Annotated in this window: 16 protein-coding genes; 4 read left to right on the top strand and 12 right to left on the bottom strand. The window is 66.3% G+C overall.

Annotated elements, in window-relative coordinates; all coding sequences use genetic code 11:
* Positions 1-6 precede the first annotated feature (6 nt).
* From V6M63_RS03475 to V6M63_RS03455, 5 genes are all read right to left on the bottom strand, one after another.
* Entirely contained in the window at positions 7-504 is a 498-nt protein-coding gene (locus tag V6M63_RS03475; protein WP_332739504.1) for a cupredoxin domain-containing protein, read from the bottom strand.
* A 20-nt stretch (positions 505-524) separates the two neighbouring features.
* Positions 525-1,913, bottom strand: coding sequence for a multicopper oxidase family protein (locus tag V6M63_RS03470; protein ID WP_332740119.1), 1,389 nt, complete (start codon positions 1,911-1,913; stop codon positions 525-527).
* Positions 1,914-1,926: 13 nt separating this feature from the next.
* A complete protein-coding gene (locus V6M63_RS03465) occupies positions 1,927-3,165 on the bottom strand; it encodes a hypothetical protein (RefSeq protein ID WP_332739503.1) in 1,239 nt (412 codons plus the stop codon).
* Positions 3,166-3,411: 246 nt separating this feature from the next.
* Positions 3,412-3,771: a hypothetical protein gene (locus V6M63_RS03460; RefSeq protein ID WP_332739501.1), complete on the bottom strand. Its 360-nt coding sequence runs from the start codon at positions 3,769-3,771 to the stop codon at positions 3,412-3,414.
* Positions 3,772-3,832: 61 nt separating this feature from the next.
* On the bottom strand, positions 3,833-4,573 hold the full coding sequence (locus V6M63_RS03455; protein ID WP_332739499.1) for a DUF1223 domain-containing protein: 741 nt from the start codon (positions 4,571-4,573) through the stop codon (positions 3,833-3,835).
* Between the two features lie 240 nt (positions 4,574-4,813).
* On the opposite strand from V6M63_RS03455, the gene V6M63_RS03450 reads away from it, so the two are divergent.
* Positions 4,814-6,253: an alanine/glycine:cation symporter family protein gene (locus tag V6M63_RS03450; protein ID WP_332739497.1), complete on the top strand. Its 1,440-nt coding sequence runs from the start codon at positions 4,814-4,816 to the stop codon at positions 6,251-6,253.
* A 27-nt stretch (positions 6,254-6,280) separates the two neighbouring features.
* Here V6M63_RS03450 and V6M63_RS03445 read toward each other — a convergent pair whose 3' ends face one another.
* The 5 genes from V6M63_RS03445 to V6M63_RS03425 all read right to left on the bottom strand — a co-directional run bounded on the left by V6M63_RS03445 (position 6,281) and on the right by V6M63_RS03425 (position 11,630).
* Positions 6,281-7,357: a glycerophosphodiester phosphodiesterase gene (locus V6M63_RS03445; RefSeq protein WP_332739495.1), complete on the bottom strand. Its 1,077-nt coding sequence runs from the start codon at positions 7,355-7,357 to the stop codon at positions 6,281-6,283.
* An 88-nt stretch (positions 7,358-7,445) separates the two neighbouring features.
* On the bottom strand, positions 7,446-8,189 hold the full coding sequence (locus V6M63_RS03440) for an amino acid ABC transporter ATP-binding protein (protein ID WP_332739493.1): 744 nt from the start codon (positions 8,187-8,189) through the stop codon (positions 7,446-7,448).
* Between the two features lie 12 nt (positions 8,190-8,201).
* Positions 8,202-9,305, bottom strand: coding sequence for an amino acid ABC transporter permease (locus tag V6M63_RS03435; protein WP_332739491.1), 1,104 nt, complete (start codon positions 9,303-9,305; stop codon positions 8,202-8,204).
* A 2-nt stretch (positions 9,306-9,307) separates the two neighbouring features.
* Positions 9,308-10,483 carry an amino acid ABC transporter permease gene (locus V6M63_RS03430; RefSeq protein WP_332739489.1) on the bottom strand — a complete coding sequence of 392 codons (1,176 nt, stop codon included), beginning with the start codon at positions 10,481-10,483 and terminating at the stop codon, positions 9,308-9,310.
* A 109-nt stretch (positions 10,484-10,592) separates the two neighbouring features.
* On the bottom strand, positions 10,593-11,630 hold the full coding sequence (locus tag V6M63_RS03425) for an amino acid ABC transporter substrate-binding protein (protein WP_332739487.1): 1,038 nt from the start codon (positions 11,628-11,630) through the stop codon (positions 10,593-10,595).
* Positions 11,631-11,940: 310 nt separating this feature from the next.
* On the opposite strand from V6M63_RS03425, the gene V6M63_RS03420 reads away from it, so the two are divergent.
* From V6M63_RS03420 to V6M63_RS03410, 3 genes are all read left to right on the top strand, one after another.
* Positions 11,941-13,668, top strand: coding sequence for a long-chain fatty acid--CoA ligase (locus V6M63_RS03420; RefSeq protein WP_332739485.1), 1,728 nt, complete (start codon positions 11,941-11,943; stop codon positions 13,666-13,668).
* A 4-nt stretch (positions 13,669-13,672) separates the two neighbouring features.
* Positions 13,673-13,933, top strand: coding sequence for a hypothetical protein (locus tag V6M63_RS03415; protein ID WP_332739483.1), 261 nt, complete (start codon positions 13,673-13,675; stop codon positions 13,931-13,933).
* A gap of 103 nt (positions 13,934-14,036) precedes the next feature.
* On the top strand, positions 14,037-14,402 hold the full coding sequence (locus tag V6M63_RS03410) for a hypothetical protein (RefSeq protein ID WP_332739481.1): 366 nt from the start codon (positions 14,037-14,039) through the stop codon (positions 14,400-14,402).
* 6 nt (positions 14,403-14,408) lie between these two features.
* Here V6M63_RS03410 and V6M63_RS03405 read toward each other — a convergent pair whose 3' ends face one another.
* On the bottom strand, positions 14,409-15,209 hold the full coding sequence (locus V6M63_RS03405) for a DUF2189 domain-containing protein (RefSeq protein ID WP_332739479.1): 801 nt from the start codon (positions 15,207-15,209) through the stop codon (positions 14,409-14,411).
* Positions 15,210-15,253: 44 nt separating this feature from the next.
* Positions 15,254-15,652, bottom strand: coding sequence for a bacteriohemerythrin (locus V6M63_RS03400; protein WP_332739477.1), 399 nt, complete (start codon positions 15,650-15,652; stop codon positions 15,254-15,256).
* Positions 15,653-15,727 lie beyond the last annotated feature (75 nt).

The following is a 15,727-nucleotide window of genomic DNA, read 5'->3' as shown; positions in this document are numbered from 1 at the left end:
TGGTGGTCAAGCGTTGGGGGCGACGCGGATCGTGCCGCGCATGCCGGCCTCGAGGTGGCCGGCGATCAGACACGCGAATTCGAAGTCGCCCGGGCGGTTGAAGGTCCAGACGATTTCGCCTCGTTTGCCGGGAGCGACGTGCGCCATGTAGGGCTCGTCGTGCTCCATCTTGGGAAACTTCTTCATCATCTCGGCATGCGCCTTGAGCTCCTCGCTGGTGCCGATCACGATCTCATGCAGCACCTGGCCCACGTTGATGGCGCGAAGGCGCAAGGTATCGCCCTCACGCACGTCGAGGTGGTTGGGCGTCATCTTCATGTCGTCGCTCATGCGGATGTCCACCGTGCGCCGGGCCCGGGCTGGCTCGCTGGCGATGCCCCAGGGCTTTTGTTCCTTGACCACCGGGCCGGCCGCCTTGCCGTGTTGGTCGCCATGGGCGAAGGCGTGGGGCAGGGCCAGCACCAGGGGCAGTGCGAGCAGCGAGCGTCGTGTCTTGAAAGTCATGCGTGTTCTCCGTGAAGGGTTCAATGATTGCTGTGGCCGCCCGCAGGCTTGCGGACGTTTGTGGTGGCGGGTTGGGTGGGGGCGGCGGGGCGCGTGGCCAGCGGCGCGGTACCGGTGTCCACCAGCCGCGCCTGCGTGCCCGGCGGCATCCTGTAGTCGCCCGGGTCGCTGTAGTCGCCGGTCTTCTGGTCGTCGCGCACCTTGAGCGTGGTGAACATGCCGCCCATTTCGATGGCACCAAAGGGGCCGGTGCCGGTCATCATGGGGAAGGTGTTGGCGGGCAGTTCCATCTCCATCTCGCCCATGTCGGCCATGCCGCGTTCGCCCATCACCATGTAGTCGGGCACGGCGCGCTGCAGCGGTTTCACCAGCCCTCGGTGGTCCACGCCGATCATGGTGGGCACGCCGTGGCCCATGGCGCCCATGGTGTGGTGGCTCTTGTGGCAGTGCATGGCCCAGTCGCCCGGCTCGTCGGCGACGAACTCGATCTGCCGCATCTGGCCCACGGCCACGTCGGTGGTCACCTCGGGCCAACGCGATCCCCTGGGCGTGGCCCCACCATCGGTGCCGGTCACTTCGAACTCGATGCCGTGGATGTGGATCGGGTGGTTGGTCATGGTGAGGTTGCCCATGCGCACGCGCACCCGTTCACCGAGCCTGGCCACCAGCGGTGTGATGCCGGGGAACACGCGGCTGTTCCAGGCCCAGATGTTCTGATCGAGCATGGTGTTGACCTGCGGCGTCATGCTGCCCGGCTCCACGTCGAAGGCGTTGAGCAGGAAACAGTAGTCGCGCTGCACGTCTTCGATGAGCGGGTGCCTTGCCTTCGGGTGCGTGATCCACAGACCCATCATGCCCATGGCCATCTGCGTCATTTCATCGGCGTGCGGGTGGTACATGAAGGTGCCGGGCCGGCGCGCGGTGAACTCGTAAACGAAGGTCTGGCCGGGCTTGATCTGCGGCTGGTTCAGACCACCCACACCGTCCATGCCATTGGGCAGGCGCTGGCCGTGCCAGTGGATGGTGGTGTGCTCGGGCAGGCGGTTGGTCACATAGATGCGCACTCGGTCGCCCTCGACCACTTCGATGGTCGGGCCCGGACTCTGGCCGTTGTAGCCCCACATGTTGACCATGAAGCCTGGCGCCATTTCACGCACCACCGGCTCGGCCACGAGGTGGAATTCCTTCACCCCCGCGTTCAAGCGCCAGGGCGCGGTCCAGCCGTTGAGCGTGACCACCGGGTTGTAGGGGCGGCCCGCGCCGGTCACGCCCGGTGGCGTCCAGGGCGGCGCGGTGTTGGCCGAGGTTTGCTGCACCGGCTCGGGGATGGCGGCCAGCGCCACGCGGCTCACGCTGGTGGCCGCGACAGCGCCCACGGCGGCTCCGGCGAGCCAGTTTCTTCGGTTCATCGTTTTGTTCATGTCAGTGTCCTGCGGGGGTGGCGGCTGCGCCCGTACCCGCGTTCGATGGGGTGTCGGGGCCGGTGTAGTCGGCACCGGCCAAGAGGGCTTGCCAGTCGGTCCGGGCGCGCCAGTAGTCGCGTCGGGCCTGCAAGGCGGCGTCGAGCGACTGCATGCGCTCGCGCGCGCTGGCCAGCAGCTCCCAGCTGCTTTGCAGCATGCCGTTGTAGCGGAGCAGGGTTTCCTGCTCCAGGGCGGCTTGCAACCGGGCCACCACGTTTTGCGCGTGCACCGCACTGGCGTGGCGCGCTTGCAGCTGGGCCCAGGCCTGGCGCGCCATCGAGCGGCGTTCGCTCGCAGCGCGCAGCAGCCTGGCCTCGGCGCGGGTCGCGCGCTCCAGTGCGTGGTCGCGCAGCAGCGAGAGGTCCCCGATGTGCGGCGGTGTCGGCGTGGCGCTCGGGTCCGGCATGGCCGCCAGGGCGACGTCCACCGCAGCGTTCCAGGTCTGCCGGCGGGCGCCACTCACCGCGGCGAGTTCGCGCTGGGCCTCGATCCGTTGCAAGGCCAGCAGCGGATCGGCGCGCAGCACGGCGGCTTCCCATGAGGATTCGCTCAGGCCCTCGCCCGGCATGGCACGCGGCGGCACGGCCGGCAAGCCAGCGGGCAGGCGCTCCCCCAACTGCGCCACAGCCTGCGCGTCCCACAGGCCCAGCAGTTGCGCCAGCCGCTCCTGGGCAGCCATGGCCGTGCCTTGCGCGTTCACGCTGGCTTGCCAGGCACTGGCTTCCAACAGCTGTTCGCGCATCAGCCTGGCCTGGCTCCAGTTGCCGGCCACCACCATGCGCTGGCCGAGTTCACTGCCGGTGCGTGTGGCGTCCCACATGTCGCTCGCGTGGCGCCAGCTCTGGCGCGCGCTCACCGCGTCGACCCAGGCGCGCTGCACGTCGCGCACGTGGCGGGCGTAGGCCACCTGCACCGCGCCTGTGGCCAGCGCGTTCATGTCGGCGTGGGTGAACAGGTCGGGCCGCTGGCGCAGGGACAGGCGCAGCGCCTGCGCCGCATCCAGCGGCTCGGGCCGGGCGCTGTTGCCTTCGGTGGCGGGCGCGCTGCCCGGGTTTTTCGCCTCCCAGCGCAGCAGGTCGGCGTGGCCACGCGGGAATTCGGCCACACGTTCGTTGGCGCGTTGCCAGATCTCGCGCGCCCGGGCGATGTCTGCCGGGCGTTCTTGCGGTGCCACCGCACCGGTGGCGGGCAGCGCCATCGGGGCCGCGGCAGATGCGGGGGTCGCCGGATCGGCGGCTTGCAGTGCTCGGGAAGGCTGCGCCTGTGTCGGCCCCCAGACCGCCGACAGGCAGGCCAGGCTCAAGGCCGCGACGCGACAACGTGTGCTTGTGAAAGGCGGTGAAAACCGCCGCAAAACCATCATGGGAATCTCCTGAAATCACGAACCGACGCCCGCTGGCACGCCCTCAACGGGTGGCTGCGGACGCACCTGTGGCGTGTGAAGTCAGGAAATGGGTGGTTTGATGCCCCGTTGGGCCTCGCTGCTGGCAAAGCGCTCGGCGGGAGGCGCGAGCTGGCTGTGCACCATGGGAGGGATCTGCAGTGCGGGCATGGTCATGGCCAGGGCAGGCACGTTGCAGACATCGCAGGCGTTGTGCTGGTGGTCGCCGACGTCTTCTGCCGATGCGGTGTGCTCGTCGCAGGCGCAGTGGTCATGGTCGTGGTCCGCACCATGCTCGTCCATCGCCATGCTGGCCATGGTGGCGTGTGTGGGCTGGGTCAGCATCTCCACCGCCATGGCGTCCCCCATCCAGCCGCGCAGGGGCAGCAGGGCGATCATGAGGACGAGGAACCAGTGGCGCATGACCAGGGATGATACGGATCAGCCCGTGTTGGTTCCATCCCGTTGCTGAAATTTGCCTGTTTCAGGCGGGGCATTGCAGCACCAGGGCTTGCACCGGCTGCGTCAGGCCGCGGTTCGTCACCACGAAAGCCACGCGTTGTGTCGAGCCGGCGGGCAGCACGAGCCTGGCGCTGCCACCCTGCCCGGCGGCCCAGGGTGCCACCGGTTGGTACAAGCTCACCACATGGTCGTGGCGCAGGCTTTCACCGGCGTTTTCGCCGCGCGTGACCTTGCTCACCAGGCCGTCCTGCAGGACGGCCCAATAGCCCGCCAGTTCGGTGCCCGGCGTGGCCGCGATCTGTGCCGTCACCACGCTCCCCTGGCGGCTCAGGCGCAGGGCCGGGGCGGCCGCAGCGGGCAGGCCGCTCAGGCGGCTGGCGTCCTGGCCGTGCCAGTCGCGATGGTCACGCCCGTTGAGCACGACCTGCGGCGTGTAGACGTGCTTGCCGCGCAGCGCTTCCTTCAGTTGGTACTGGCGGGCGGTGGTCTCGGGTGTAGCGAACGGATCGCGCCAGCCCAGGTGGTTCCAGTAGTTCACATGGAAGGAGAGCGCCAGCACCTTGTCCTGGGTCTTCAGGGTGGAGAGCCAGCGGTCGGCCGGCGGGCAAGAGCTGCAGCCTTCGGAGGTGTAAAGCTCCACCACCGCCGGGGGCCTGGGGCCAGAGCGCACCTCGCACGTCTGCGCCATGGTGCTGGTGGTCACCGCCAAGCCCACGATGGCGGTTGCGATGGCTCGCAGGAGGGTGCGTGGTTCGACAGTCATGGGGGTCTCCGTCAGGTTGATGCCGGTTGGTCGGTGTGTGTCCCCGCTCCTTACAGCACGCGCTCGAAAGCTCGGCAACAACGCGAATCGCCTTTAGGATGTGGCCACGATGCCATGCCGACATGGGTCGACGCGGCAGACATTCAGGGATGCGTGGAGCGGCCAGCGGTGCCGCAGTCGGGCATGCCGGGTTTGCTTTCCTTTGCGCAGACAGATCCCGCAATCGGAGGAGGTACGGACATGGAAACGATCACCGGCATATTCACGACGCTGGAAAACCTGACCTGGGGCTGGGCACTCATTCCCATCCTGGTCGTCTTTGGCATCTTCATGACGGCGTTGACGGGCTTCGTGCAGTTCCGTTACTTCTTTCGCATGTTCCGGGTGCTCTCGCCCAACAATGAACATGCCGACCCCAACCAGATCAGCGCCCGGCAGGCGCTCTTCGTGTCCCTGGGCGGCCGTGTGGGCGGCGGCAACATTGCCGGCGTGGCCGTGGCCATCACATTGGGCGGCCCGGGCGCGGTGTTCTGGATGTGGGCCATCGCGCTCATCGGCATGGCCACCAGTCTCGTGGAGTGCACGCTGGCCCAGGTGTTCAAGCGCAGCACCGGCGACGGCACCTATCGAGGCGGGCCAGCCAGCTACATCCGCCACGGATTGGGCACCCATTACCGCTGGCTGGCCGTGCTCTACGCCGTCTGCCTGATAGCGTCGTTCGCGCTCGGATTCAATGCATTCCAGAGCAACACCTTCGCGGGGGCCGTGAGCAACAGCCTGGGTATCGACCGCATCTGGTCGGGTGTGTTCCTGGCGGTGGTGACGGGCTTCATCGTCTACGGTGGCATCCGACGCATTGCGCAGGCGTCCGACGTGATGGTCCCCGTCATGGCGCTGAGCTACATCGCCATGGCCGTGATCGTGATCGCGCTCAACATCACGGAAGTGCCCAGCGTGCTGGCCACCATCGTGAGCAACGCTTTCGGGTTGGAGGAGGCCGTGGCCGGTGGCATGGGCGCGGCCATCGCGCAGGGTCTGCGCCGGGGCCTGTTCTCCAACGAAGCCGGCCTGGGTTCCGCTCCCAACGTGGCCGCTACCGCGTATGTGAAGCACCCCATCAGCCAGGGCATCACGCAGTCGCTCTCGGTGTTTCTCGACACCATCGTGATCTGCTCGTGCACCGCCTTCGTGATCCTGCTCAGCGATGCCTACGTGCCCGGTGCCACCGGTGTGGATGGCATTGCACTGACACAACAGGCCCTGGTGTCGCATGTCGGTGGATGGTCCACCTACTACCTGACCTTCGCCATCCTGCTGTTCGCGTTCAGCTCGATCATCTACAACTACTACCTGGGTGAGACGGCGCTGGTCGAGCTGACCCAACACCCCATGGCCCTGCACATCCTGCGGGCGGCGATCATCGCGATCGTGTTCCTCGGTGCCACGGCACCAGGGGCAACATCGGTGTTCTTCTTCTCGGATCCCCTGATGGGTTTGCTGGCCCTGGTGAACCTGATGGCCATCCTGATGCTCTTCCCGGTGGCCGTGCGGCTGTTGCAGGACTACCGAGAGCAACTCAAGGCCGGCGTCCAGCGCCCCGTATTGGACCCGCGCAAGTTCAGCGATCTGGACATTGATGTCACGGCCTGGGATGTGCCACCCGGTGGCGCCCGTCCTTGACGTCGGGTGCGGCCCCCGGGTCTTGTCTCAGCGCAGCTCGGGAGCCACGCCAAAAGGCACGAGGTCGCGCGCCGGCATCGGCGCATTGGCCTTCGCCATCGGCACCGCCACCGCAGGAGGCAGGACCATGCCCCTCTCCTGCATCACCGCGCGCAGCCGGTCGGGGTAGTCGGTGATCAGGCCGTCCACGCCCCAGTCGATCAGCCGCGACATGTCGCTGACTTCGTTCACGGTCCAGGGAATCACGCGCAGGCTGTGCGTGCGCGCGCGCGCCAGCGTGGCCTGACTCAGGTCGTTGAAGTGGGGCGACCAGAGCCTGCCCCCCGCCGCCGCCACCATGGCGGGGGCGTCGTCGAAATCGGCCAGTTTCATGCCCGAGGTCCATGCACCATCGGCCAACGTGTTGAAGCGTGGCATCTGGGCCGACAGGAACGAACGCGGCAGTGCGGGTGCGATGGTTTCACAGGCCTTGAGCACCCGCCAGTCGAAGCTTTGCAGGGTCGTGCGCGAGGCCATGCCGTGGCTGCTGATGACGGCGGCGACGGCGCGCACGAACGCCTCGGGCTCGGGCGACTCGTCGGGGCGCAATGGATGCGTCTTGAGCTCGATGTTGAAGCGCACATGGCCCGCGCCCAGCCGCTTGACCCGTTCGAACACGGATGCCAGTGTGGGGATGCGCTCACCGTCCTGTGGTGCCTGGTTCTGGAAGTCACGGGCGTATCGGCTCAATGGATTGATGCGCCCGACGTCCAGGCTGGCGATCTGCTCCAGGGTCAACTGGTTGAACGGCTTGCCGCGCGACTGCAGCCATTTGCCGCTGGCGTCTCGCGTGATGTCGGGGTTGGGTGTGGTGTCGTGCGAGATCACCGGCACGCCCTCGGCGCTGAGCACGACGTCGAATTCGAGCGTGGTCACGCCAATGGACAGGGCTTGCTCGATGCTCGCGAGCGTGTTTTCGGGTGCCAGGCCCCGCGCCCCGCGGTGGCCTTGCGCGTCAAAGGCCAGCGCCGCGCCCGCGCACCACACCGACAGACCCAGCGCGGTGGTGCAACTCCAGCGCAGCCAGGAAAGGCGCTGGACGGTGAACGGGGGTTGCGTGGTCATGTGGGCCTCCTTGAGAACCCGCGCATTGTGTCAGCGCCACATGACCCTCACAAGTCAAAAACCCTGCACTGAAAAGAACCGTTACGAATCAATGTCCGAGGATCTTGGAGAGGAAATCCCGGCTGCGTTCGTTCTGTGGATGGTTGAAGAATTCGGTGGGTGTGTTCTGCTCCACGATCTGTCCCTGGTCCATGAAGATCACGCGGTCGGCCACGGCTTTGGCAAAGCCCATTTCGTGCGTCACGCAGATCATGGTGATGCCCAGGTTGGCCAGCTCCACCATCACGTCGAGCACCTCCTTGATCATCTCCGGGTCGAGCGCCGAGGTGGGCTCGTCGAACAGCATGATCTTGGGCGTGAGGCACAGCGCGCGCGCGATCGCCACGCGCTGCTGTTGCCCCCCCGAGAGCTGCAGGGGGTACTTGCCGGCCTGCTCGGCAATCTGCACCCGCTGCAGCTGCACCATGGCCTTTTCCTCGGCCTCCTTCTTCGGCATCTTGCCCACCCACATGGGCGAGAGCGTGAGGTTTTCCAGCACGGTCAGGTGGGGAAAGAGGTTGAACTGCTGGAACACCATGCCCACGTTTCTGCGCACCTGGTCGATGGCCTTGATGTCGTCGGTGAGCTCGATGCCGTCAACGAAAAGATGGCCCTGCTGGTGTTCCTCGAGGCGGTTGATGCAGCGGATCAGCGTGGACTTGCCCGAGCCGGACGGGCCGCACACCACGATGCGCTCGCCCTTGGCCACGTCGAGGTCGATGTCGCGCAGCACGTGGAAGTCGTTGCCGTACCACTTGTTGACTTTGTCGAAACGGATGATGGGGTCTGACATGTTCTTGTTCCTTCAGCGGGCCTTGCTGGCGCTCAGTTGTTTCTCGACCCACAGGCTGTAGCGCGACATCGCGAAGCACACCGTGAAGTAGATGAGGGTGATGAAGAGATAGGCCTCCAGCTTGAACGGACGCCAGTTCACATCCGCATTCAGTGCCAGCGCCAGCGCACCGGTGAGCTCGTAGAGCGAGACGATGGTGACCAGCGAGGTGTCCTTGAACAGCGAGATGAAGGTGTTCATGATGCTGGGCACCACCATCGCCAGCGCCTGTGGCAACACGATCTTGCGTTGCGTCTGCCAGTAGGTCAGGCCCAGCGTGTCGGCCGCTTCGAGCTGACCCTTGGGGATGGCCTGCAGGCCGCCGCGGATGATCTCGGCCATGTAGGCCGCGGCAAACAGCGTGATGCCGGCGATCACGCGCACCAGCACGTCCAGCGTCACGCCCTGCGGCATGAACAGCGGAAACATGAACGACGCCATGAAGAGCACCGAGATCAGCGGCACCCCGCGGATGAGCTCGATGTAGACGATGCAGGCGGTGCGGATCGCGGGCAGGCGCCCGCGCCGCCCCAGCGCCACCACCACCGCCAGCGGGAAGGCCAGGAAGATGGACAGCGTGGCCAGCATCACGGTGAGGGGCAGGCCGCCCCAGAGGTCGGTGCGCACGTCGGACAGGCCGAACACACCGCCACCCATGAGGATGAAAAACAGCGCCAGAATGCCCACCCACATGAGCGCCAGCCAGGGTTTCCAGAAGAAGCGCACGCAACTCAGGATCAGCCCGCCCATCATGAAGGAGGTGGCCACCAGCGGACGCCATTGCTCGTCGAACGGGTAACGGCCGAACAGCATGATGCGGTACTTCTCGGCCACCACACCCCAGCAGGCACCCACGCCGCGTGCGGCCTGGCAGGCTTCGGAGTCGGGCCGTATCACGGCGTCGATCAGCATCCAGCGGATGAAGCCGGGCAGCACCCAGGCCAGCAGGCCGAGCACGAACAGCGTGACGAGGGTGCTGCGCCAGTCGGCGAACAGGTTGCGCCGGATCCAGGGCACGAGGCCCGAGTCTTTGACCGGGGAAGGGCGCGGGGCGATGGGCGTGAACGTGTCGGACATGCTCATCGCTCCTTGATCGCCACGCGCTGGTTGTACCAGTTCATCAGCAGCGATGTGCTGAGCGATGTGGTGAGGTAGACCAGCATGATGATGGCGATGCACTCCACCGCGCGTCCGCTCTGGTTGATGGTGGTGTTGGCGATCGATACCACGTCGGGGTAGCCGATGGCCACCGCCAGCGACGAGTTCTTGGTCAGGTTGAGGTACTGGTTGGTGAGGGGCGGCACGATCACCCGCATGGCCTGCGGCAGCACCACCAGTTTCATCTTCTGGCGTGGGTCCAGGCCCAGCGCGGCGGCGGCTTCATCCTGGCCCCGGCTGACCGACTGGATGCCGCTGCGCACCACCTCGGCCACGAAGGCCGAGGTGTACATGACCAGCCCCACGAGGATGGTCATGAACTCGGGTGTGGCGGACACGCCGCCGTCGACCATGAACACCAACTGCTCGGGCACGTTCCATTCGGTCGGCATGCCGGAGATGACCCACCCGGCGACGGCACACGCGATGACCAGGCCGATGGGGGTCCACAGCCGGTCGCCATCGTGCCCGGTGGCTTCAAAGCGCTGCTGAACCCTGCGCAGCCAGAGCCACACGGCCACCAGACCCACAGCGGCCCCGGCCGTGACGCCGCCCAGGCCGGCGGTGGGGTAGGGAAAGGCGAACCCGCCCTTGCTCAGGAAGAACAGGCCGGAGATGCTCCAGGCCTCGTTGGACGCAGGCAGGACGTCGATGAAGATCAGGTACCACATCAGCAGCTGCAGCAGGATGGGCACGTTGCGGAACAACTCCACGTAGCCATAGCAGATGCCGCGCACCAGCCCGTTGCGCGAGAAGCGGCCCACACCCAGCAAAACGCCCAGGATGGTGGTGAAGAGGATGCCGAGTCCGGCCACCTTCAGCGTGTTGAGCACGCCGACCCAGATGGCCTTGCCGTAGCTCTCGCTCGGGTCGTAGGCGATGAGGGTTTCGCCGATGTCGAAGCCGGCGGCGGAGCCCAGGAAGTCGAAGCCGCTCTGGATGCCACGCACCTGCATGTTGCGTTGCGTGTTGTGAGCGAGGAACCAGATGCCCAGCGCGATCAGGACCAGCGCGATCAGCTGAAACAGCAGGCCGCGGGTGGCCCGGCTGTTGAGCGACCACTGGCGCCGTTGGTGAGGGGGAGTGGGGGATGTCAAGACAGCCTCGAAAGTGGGTGAACCAGAAGGAGCTTGAAAAGAAGCACCGGAGCATTCGCTCCGGTGCCCTTGACTGTCGTGCCACCACGGTGCGTGGCGGCATGCGGGTTCAGCGCACCGGTGGTGCGTACATCAGGCCGCCCTTGCTCCAGAGGTTGTTGCTGCCACGGGGCAGGCCGATGGCGGTCTTGGGGCCCACATGGCGCTCGAAGATCTCGCCGTAGTTGCCCGTGGCCTTGACGGCGCGATAAGCCCATTCCTTGTCCAGGCCGAGCAGCTTGCCGGTGTCTTCGGTGCCCGCACCCAGCAGGCGCATCACGCCCGGGTTGGTGCTGCTGGTCTTCATCTGGTCGACGTTGGCCTGGGTCACCTCGTACTCCTCAGCTTCCAACAGAGCGAAACCGACCCATCGGACGATGGCGGCCCACTCGTCGTCGCCCCGGCGCACGGCCGGGCCCAGGGGTTCCTTGGAAATCAGCTCGGGCAGGATCACGTGGTCGTCGGGCTTGGCCATGTCCTTGGCGCGGCTGGAGGCCAGGCCCGAGGCATCTGTGGTGTAGGCCTGGCAGCGGCCGGACGAGTAAGCGGCCAGGGCGGCTTCGAGCTTTTCGAACACCACCGGTTTGATGTTGAGCTTGTTGGCGCGCGAATAGTCGGTCAGGTTGAGCTCGGTGGTGGTGCCGGACTGCACGCACACCGTGGCGCCCTTGAGCTGCTTGGCGCTCTTCACGTTGAGCTTCTTGGGCACCATGAAACCCTGGCCGTCGTAGAAGTTCACGCCGGTGAAGCTCAGGCCCAGGGAGGCGTCACGGGTCAGGGTCCAGGTGGTGTTGCGGGCGAGGATGTCGATCTCGCCCGACTGCAGGGCGGTGAAGCGTTGCTGAGCGGTCAAGGGTACGTAGCGCACTTTGTCCGGATTGCTGAGAACGGCAGCGGCCACCGAGCGGCACACGTCCACGTCCATGCCACTCCACTTGCCCTGGCTGTCGGCCGCCGAGAAGCCGGGCAGTGCGGTGTTGACCCCGCAGATCAATTCGCCCCGCTTCTTGATGGCATCCAGGTCCTTGCCTGCGTGTGCGGGCAGGCTGGCCAGGGTGGCCGCGGCGCTCAGGCCCAAGGCTGCGAGTTTCAAGGTCGTCATCGTCATCTGGTCTCTCCAAGGTTTGAAAGAATGTCCGTCGGCGCTGGATGCGCACCTATTGGGTGCGCATCGCGACCGCAACCGAATGTATCCCCCGGGTTTTGGACCCGGGATCGGGGTTTACGTGTGAAAGTCATGCAAATAGCACATGACGACATCGTGATGGAAGCGCACGCCCGCCCGTGACCTTGGGTACGCAGGTTCCGTGCCATTGAGGGGATGGTGGTCACGGTCTCTCCCGCGACAAGTCGAGTTTTCTTTCGGAGAGGGCGGCCCGTATCCTTCGGTCCAAACGCAGAACAACGGAGACCAGCGCATGAGCAACAGCACCACGGTGGAGGCGGGCCTCTCCGCGCCCCACCACCGCTTCTGGCCCAAGCGCCTGCCGCACAGAATCAACCCGCCAGCCACGTCGCTGTGGCACAACCTGGTGGTCAGTGCGCAGCGCTACCCCGACAAGATCGCGCTGGTTTTCTTCGACCAGGTGCTGACCTACCGACAGTTGCTGGAACAGGCCGAGCGGCTCGCTGCCCACCTGCGCGCACAGGGTGTGCAAGACGGCGACCGCGTGATCCTGCTCATGCAGAACTGCCCACAGTGGATCGTCGCGCACTTCGCCATCCTGAGGGCCAACGCGGTGGTGGTGCCGGTCAATCCGATGAACCGGTCGGACGAGCTGCAGCACTACATCACCGACCCCGACGCACGCGTGGCGATCGCCGCGGCCGACCTGGCCGGCGAGCTGATCAAGGCCAATGCCGAGGTGCCCGAAAGTGATCGCCTGCGCCATCTGGTCGTCTCGCACTACAGCGACGCTTTCGGCCCGGGGGCCGAGATACCGCCGGCCTGGGCCGAGTGGCTGGGCACGCAGCACGCTGTGCCCACGCTGCCGGGCGGCACGGTGAGCGACTGGGCCGAGGCCCTGGCCTGCAGCGGCGCCGCGCCGGCCCACAACCGCGGCCCGGACGACCTCGCCGTGCTGCCCTACACCAGCGGCACCACGGGCCTGCCCAAGGGCTGCATGCACCCGCACCGCACGCTCATGCACAACGCGGTGGCCGTGGGCCTGTGGACCAACAGCACCTCGGAGAACGTGGGCCTGCTCGTGGTGCCCATGTTCCACATCACCGGCATGGTGGCAGGCATGCATGCTTCCATCTACAACGGCGCGACCCTGGTGGTGATGCCTCGCTGGGACCGTGAACTCGCTGGTCAGCTGATCTCGCGCTGGCGCGTCACGCACTGGACCAACATCCCCACCATGGTGATCGACCTGCTGGCCAGCCCGCGCTTCGATCAGTACGACCTTTCCAGTCTGGTGCTGGTGGGCGGTGGCGGCGCGGCCATGCCGCAGGCGGTGGCGCAGCGCCTGCTGGAGCAGTACGGGCTTCGCTATTCCGAGGGCTATGGCCTCACCGAGACCGCCGCGCCGTCGCACAACAACCCACCCGACCACCCGAAGCAGCAATGCCTGGGCATTCCGTTCATGAGCACCGAAGCGCGGGTGGTCGACCCGATCACGCTGGAGGACATGCCGCAGGGCGAGACCGGCGAGATCATCATCTGTGGCCCCGAGGTGTTCGACGGCTACTGGAAACGACCCGAGGCCACCGAGGCAGCCTTCATCACCGTCGAGGGCAAACGATTCTTCCGCTCGGGCGACCTGGGCCGCGTGGACGAGGACGGCTACTACTTCATCACCGACCGCCTCAAACGGATGATCAACGCCAGTGGCTTCAAGGTCTGGCCGGCCGAGGTGGAGGTGCTGATGTTCAAGCACCCGGCCATTGCCGAAGCCTGCGTGATCGCCACCACCGACGCCTACCGCGGCGAAAGCGTGAAGGCGCTGGTGGTGCTGCGCGAGTCGCACCGCGAGACCACGAGCGAGCAGGACATCCTGGACTGGTGCCGTGAGCACATGGCGGTCTACAAATGCCCGCGCACCGTGGAGTTCCTCACCGCCTTGCCCAAGAGCGGCAGCGGCAAGGTGATGTGGCGGCTCCTGCAGGAGCAGGAAGCCAGCAAGGCGCGGCCGGCACAATGACGGCATGCCCTCGATCTCCCACGTCTTCCACCGCCTCTGGCAGCCCCGCCGCGGCCTGTTCTGGCTCATGCTGGGGTTCAGCGCACTCTCCAGCTTCATGGTCGGCTTCCTTCAGTTGAACGATCCACCCATGGGCATCCGCCTGGTGGTGAGCCTGTTTGCGCTCGCCAATTCGCTCATTGGCTGGTGGCTGACCGTGCGCCTGTGGCGCGAGACCGATCCGAACCGGTCGGCCAGCCCCCTTGTCTCGAACGCAGACCGTTGATACATAACGTCACGCGTGTTACAAAGCAGGGTGGAAGCGCGGGAATACGCACCCCTGAATGCGTTGTGTTGGTTCATGGCTCAAACAAAAAGATTGCTACCCGATGCGCATCTTCTCCACCATCCTGGACACCGTCACGCAACGCCTTGTGAGCGATCCGGTTCGTCACGATCCCGCCGCGTTGTCCCGCATCCGCCGCGCCATGCTGGAGCTGCTGCCCAACGAACCCAGTTGGGAAGACGAGCGCCTGCGCCACCGCCTGCTGGTGGCGGTGGATCCCAAAAGCCTGTGGTTCATGCGTGTGGAGCTGCACCAGCGTCTGTGTCGCTCCATGGGCGAAGAGGTGGCACTGGAGCGCGTGCAGGCCCTGTGGCCGCTGTTTGAAGACAGCATCGAGCCCGCGTTGCTGGGCAAGCGCCCTGGCCGACGGGGCAGCGGTCAGCGCGGCGACACACCACCCGGTCGCTGAGCCCCCTCAGGCCGGGTCGCTCACCGTGCCCTGGTAGGCGTGCCAGGTGGCGTGGCCCACCACCGGTCCGATCACGAACAGGCCCGCGAACAGCGGCAGCATCGCCAGGCCCACCAGCAGCGTGATCAGCGCGCCCCACTGCAGCATCACGCCCGGGTTCTGCAGACACGCACGGATGCTGGTGAGCCCCGCCGAGATCGCGTCAACCCGGCGGTCCATGATCATCGGGATCGAGATCACGCTGGTGACAAAGATGAGGGCGGCAAAGAGGCCGCCGACCACGGTGTAGGTGATCAGGAACGACAGGTTTTCAGGGTTGATCAGCTGGGTCAGCAGGTTCGTCGTGGACGGCATGGTGTTGAAGGTCACGGCAAACACCACCAGCGAAGCGCGGCCCCACAGCATCTCCAGGATCAGCAGCACGCCCGCGAAGATCGCCATGGTGCCCTGCGTCGGCCGCCACGCCAGCAGCGAGGCCCGCAGCGACGGACGTTGACCGTTCTGCAGCGCGCGGCTGACGTCGTACAGACCCAGGCAGAGAAACGGGCCCATGAGCAGGAAGCCCGCGCTCAAGGCCAGCACATAGGCCGGCGCGGCGCGAAAGACCGCCAGCAACGCATGGCCCATGAGGAAAAAACACAAACCGTAGAAGAGGCCGATGCGCGGGCTGCGCACGAAGTCGGCCCAGCCCAGACGAAGCCAGTGCAGCGGATCGCCAGCGCGCAGGTCGGTCACGGTCAGGTCAAACACCGACGGTGGCCGCGGTGGTTCGGTTGGGCTCTCGGTGGCGGGCGTGGCTTCGGTCATGAAGGGCTCCTCTGTGGCCACCAATTGGACCACCAACCGCAGCGTCAGACCGTTGCCGTGGTGACGCGGCGCATGTGCAGGGCCAGGGCCGCATCGAGCGACTGCGTGTGCCGGCTGAACCATGCACCCAGCTCGGCCGCCATCTGCCGAGCGGGAGCCAGGTTCCCGCCCTGCGCCTGGCCCAGGCCTTCGCGCAGCAGGTTGAGCACCACACGGTGTTCCAGGGTGTGTTGATCGGCCGTGGCAAAGGCTTCCCGGCGCATCCAGGCATCCTCGGTGCTGAAATGCACCACGGCATGCTGCACCAGCGCCTGCCAGGTCTCGACCAGTCGGTCGTCTGGCGCGGCTTGCGCGCTTCCCAGCCGTTCCATGAATTCGCGGTTCATTCCGTCCATGGGTTCAAAGCCAAGCCACAAGGCGGGGGTCCATTTCAAAGCCTGCATGTCTGCCTCCTTGGCCGGGATTCACCCGGCCTGCGCGGAGCTTGCGCCCGGTCGGGCGACGGCGCTTTGATCCAG

Source organism: Hydrogenophaga sp., assembly GCF_036675665.1.
Taxonomy (GTDB): Bacteria; Pseudomonadota; Gammaproteobacteria; order Burkholderiales; family Burkholderiaceae_C; genus Hydrogenophaga.
The sequence above is the reverse complement of the archived record's forward strand: the minus strand, read 5'-3'. Positions and strand labels throughout refer to the sequence as shown.

Bases quoted from the DNA above. Each gene is read 5' to 3' on its own strand.
- V6M63_RS03455 (WP_332739499.1), bottom strand. From the start codon at position 4,573: ATGACTGTCGAACCACGCACCCTCCTGCGAGCCATCGCAACCGCCATC.
- V6M63_RS03410 (WP_332739481.1), top strand. From the start codon at position 14,037: ATGCGCATCTTCTCCACCATCCTGGACACCGTCACGCAACGCCTTGTG.
- V6M63_RS03435 (WP_332739491.1), bottom strand. From the start codon at position 9,305: ATGTCCGACACGTTCACGCCCATCGCCCCGCGCCCTTCCCCGGTCAAA.
- V6M63_RS03405 (WP_332739479.1), bottom strand. From the start codon at position 15,209: ATGACCGAAGCCACGCCCGCCACCGAGAGCCCAACCGAACCACCGCGG.
- V6M63_RS03425 (WP_332739487.1), bottom strand. From the start codon at position 11,630: ATGACGATGACGACCTTGAAACTCGCAGCCTTGGGCCTGAGCGCCGCG.
- V6M63_RS03415 (WP_332739483.1), top strand. From the start codon at position 13,673: ATGCCCTCGATCTCCCACGTCTTCCACCGCCTCTGGCAGCCCCGCCGC.
- V6M63_RS03475 (WP_332739504.1), bottom strand. From the start codon at position 504: ATGACTTTCAAGACACGACGCTCGCTGCTCGCACTGCCCCTGGTGCTG.
- V6M63_RS03460 (WP_332739501.1), bottom strand. From the start codon at position 3,771: ATGCGCCACTGGTTCCTCGTCCTCATGATCGCCCTGCTGCCCCTGCGC.
- V6M63_RS03450 (WP_332739497.1), top strand. From the start codon at position 4,814: ATGGAAACGATCACCGGCATATTCACGACGCTGGAAAACCTGACCTGG.
- V6M63_RS03400 (WP_332739477.1), bottom strand. From the start codon at position 15,652: ATGCAGGCTTTGAAATGGACCCCCGCCTTGTGGCTTGGCTTTGAACCC.
- V6M63_RS03420 (WP_332739485.1), top strand. From the start codon at position 11,941: ATGAGCAACAGCACCACGGTGGAGGCGGGCCTCTCCGCGCCCCACCAC.
- V6M63_RS03465 (WP_332739503.1), bottom strand. From the start codon at position 3,165: ATGGCGCTGCCCGCCACCGGTGCGGTGGCACCGCAAGAACGCCCGGCA.
- V6M63_RS03440 (WP_332739493.1), bottom strand. From the start codon at position 8,189: ATGTCAGACCCCATCATCCGTTTCGACAAAGTCAACAAGTGGTACGGC.
- V6M63_RS03445 (WP_332739495.1), bottom strand. From the start codon at position 7,357: ATGACCACGCAACCCCCGTTCACCGTCCAGCGCCTTTCCTGGCTGCGC.
- V6M63_RS03470 (WP_332740119.1), bottom strand. From the start codon at position 1,913: ATGAACCGAAGAAACTGGCTCGCCGGAGCCGCCGTGGGCGCTGTCGCG.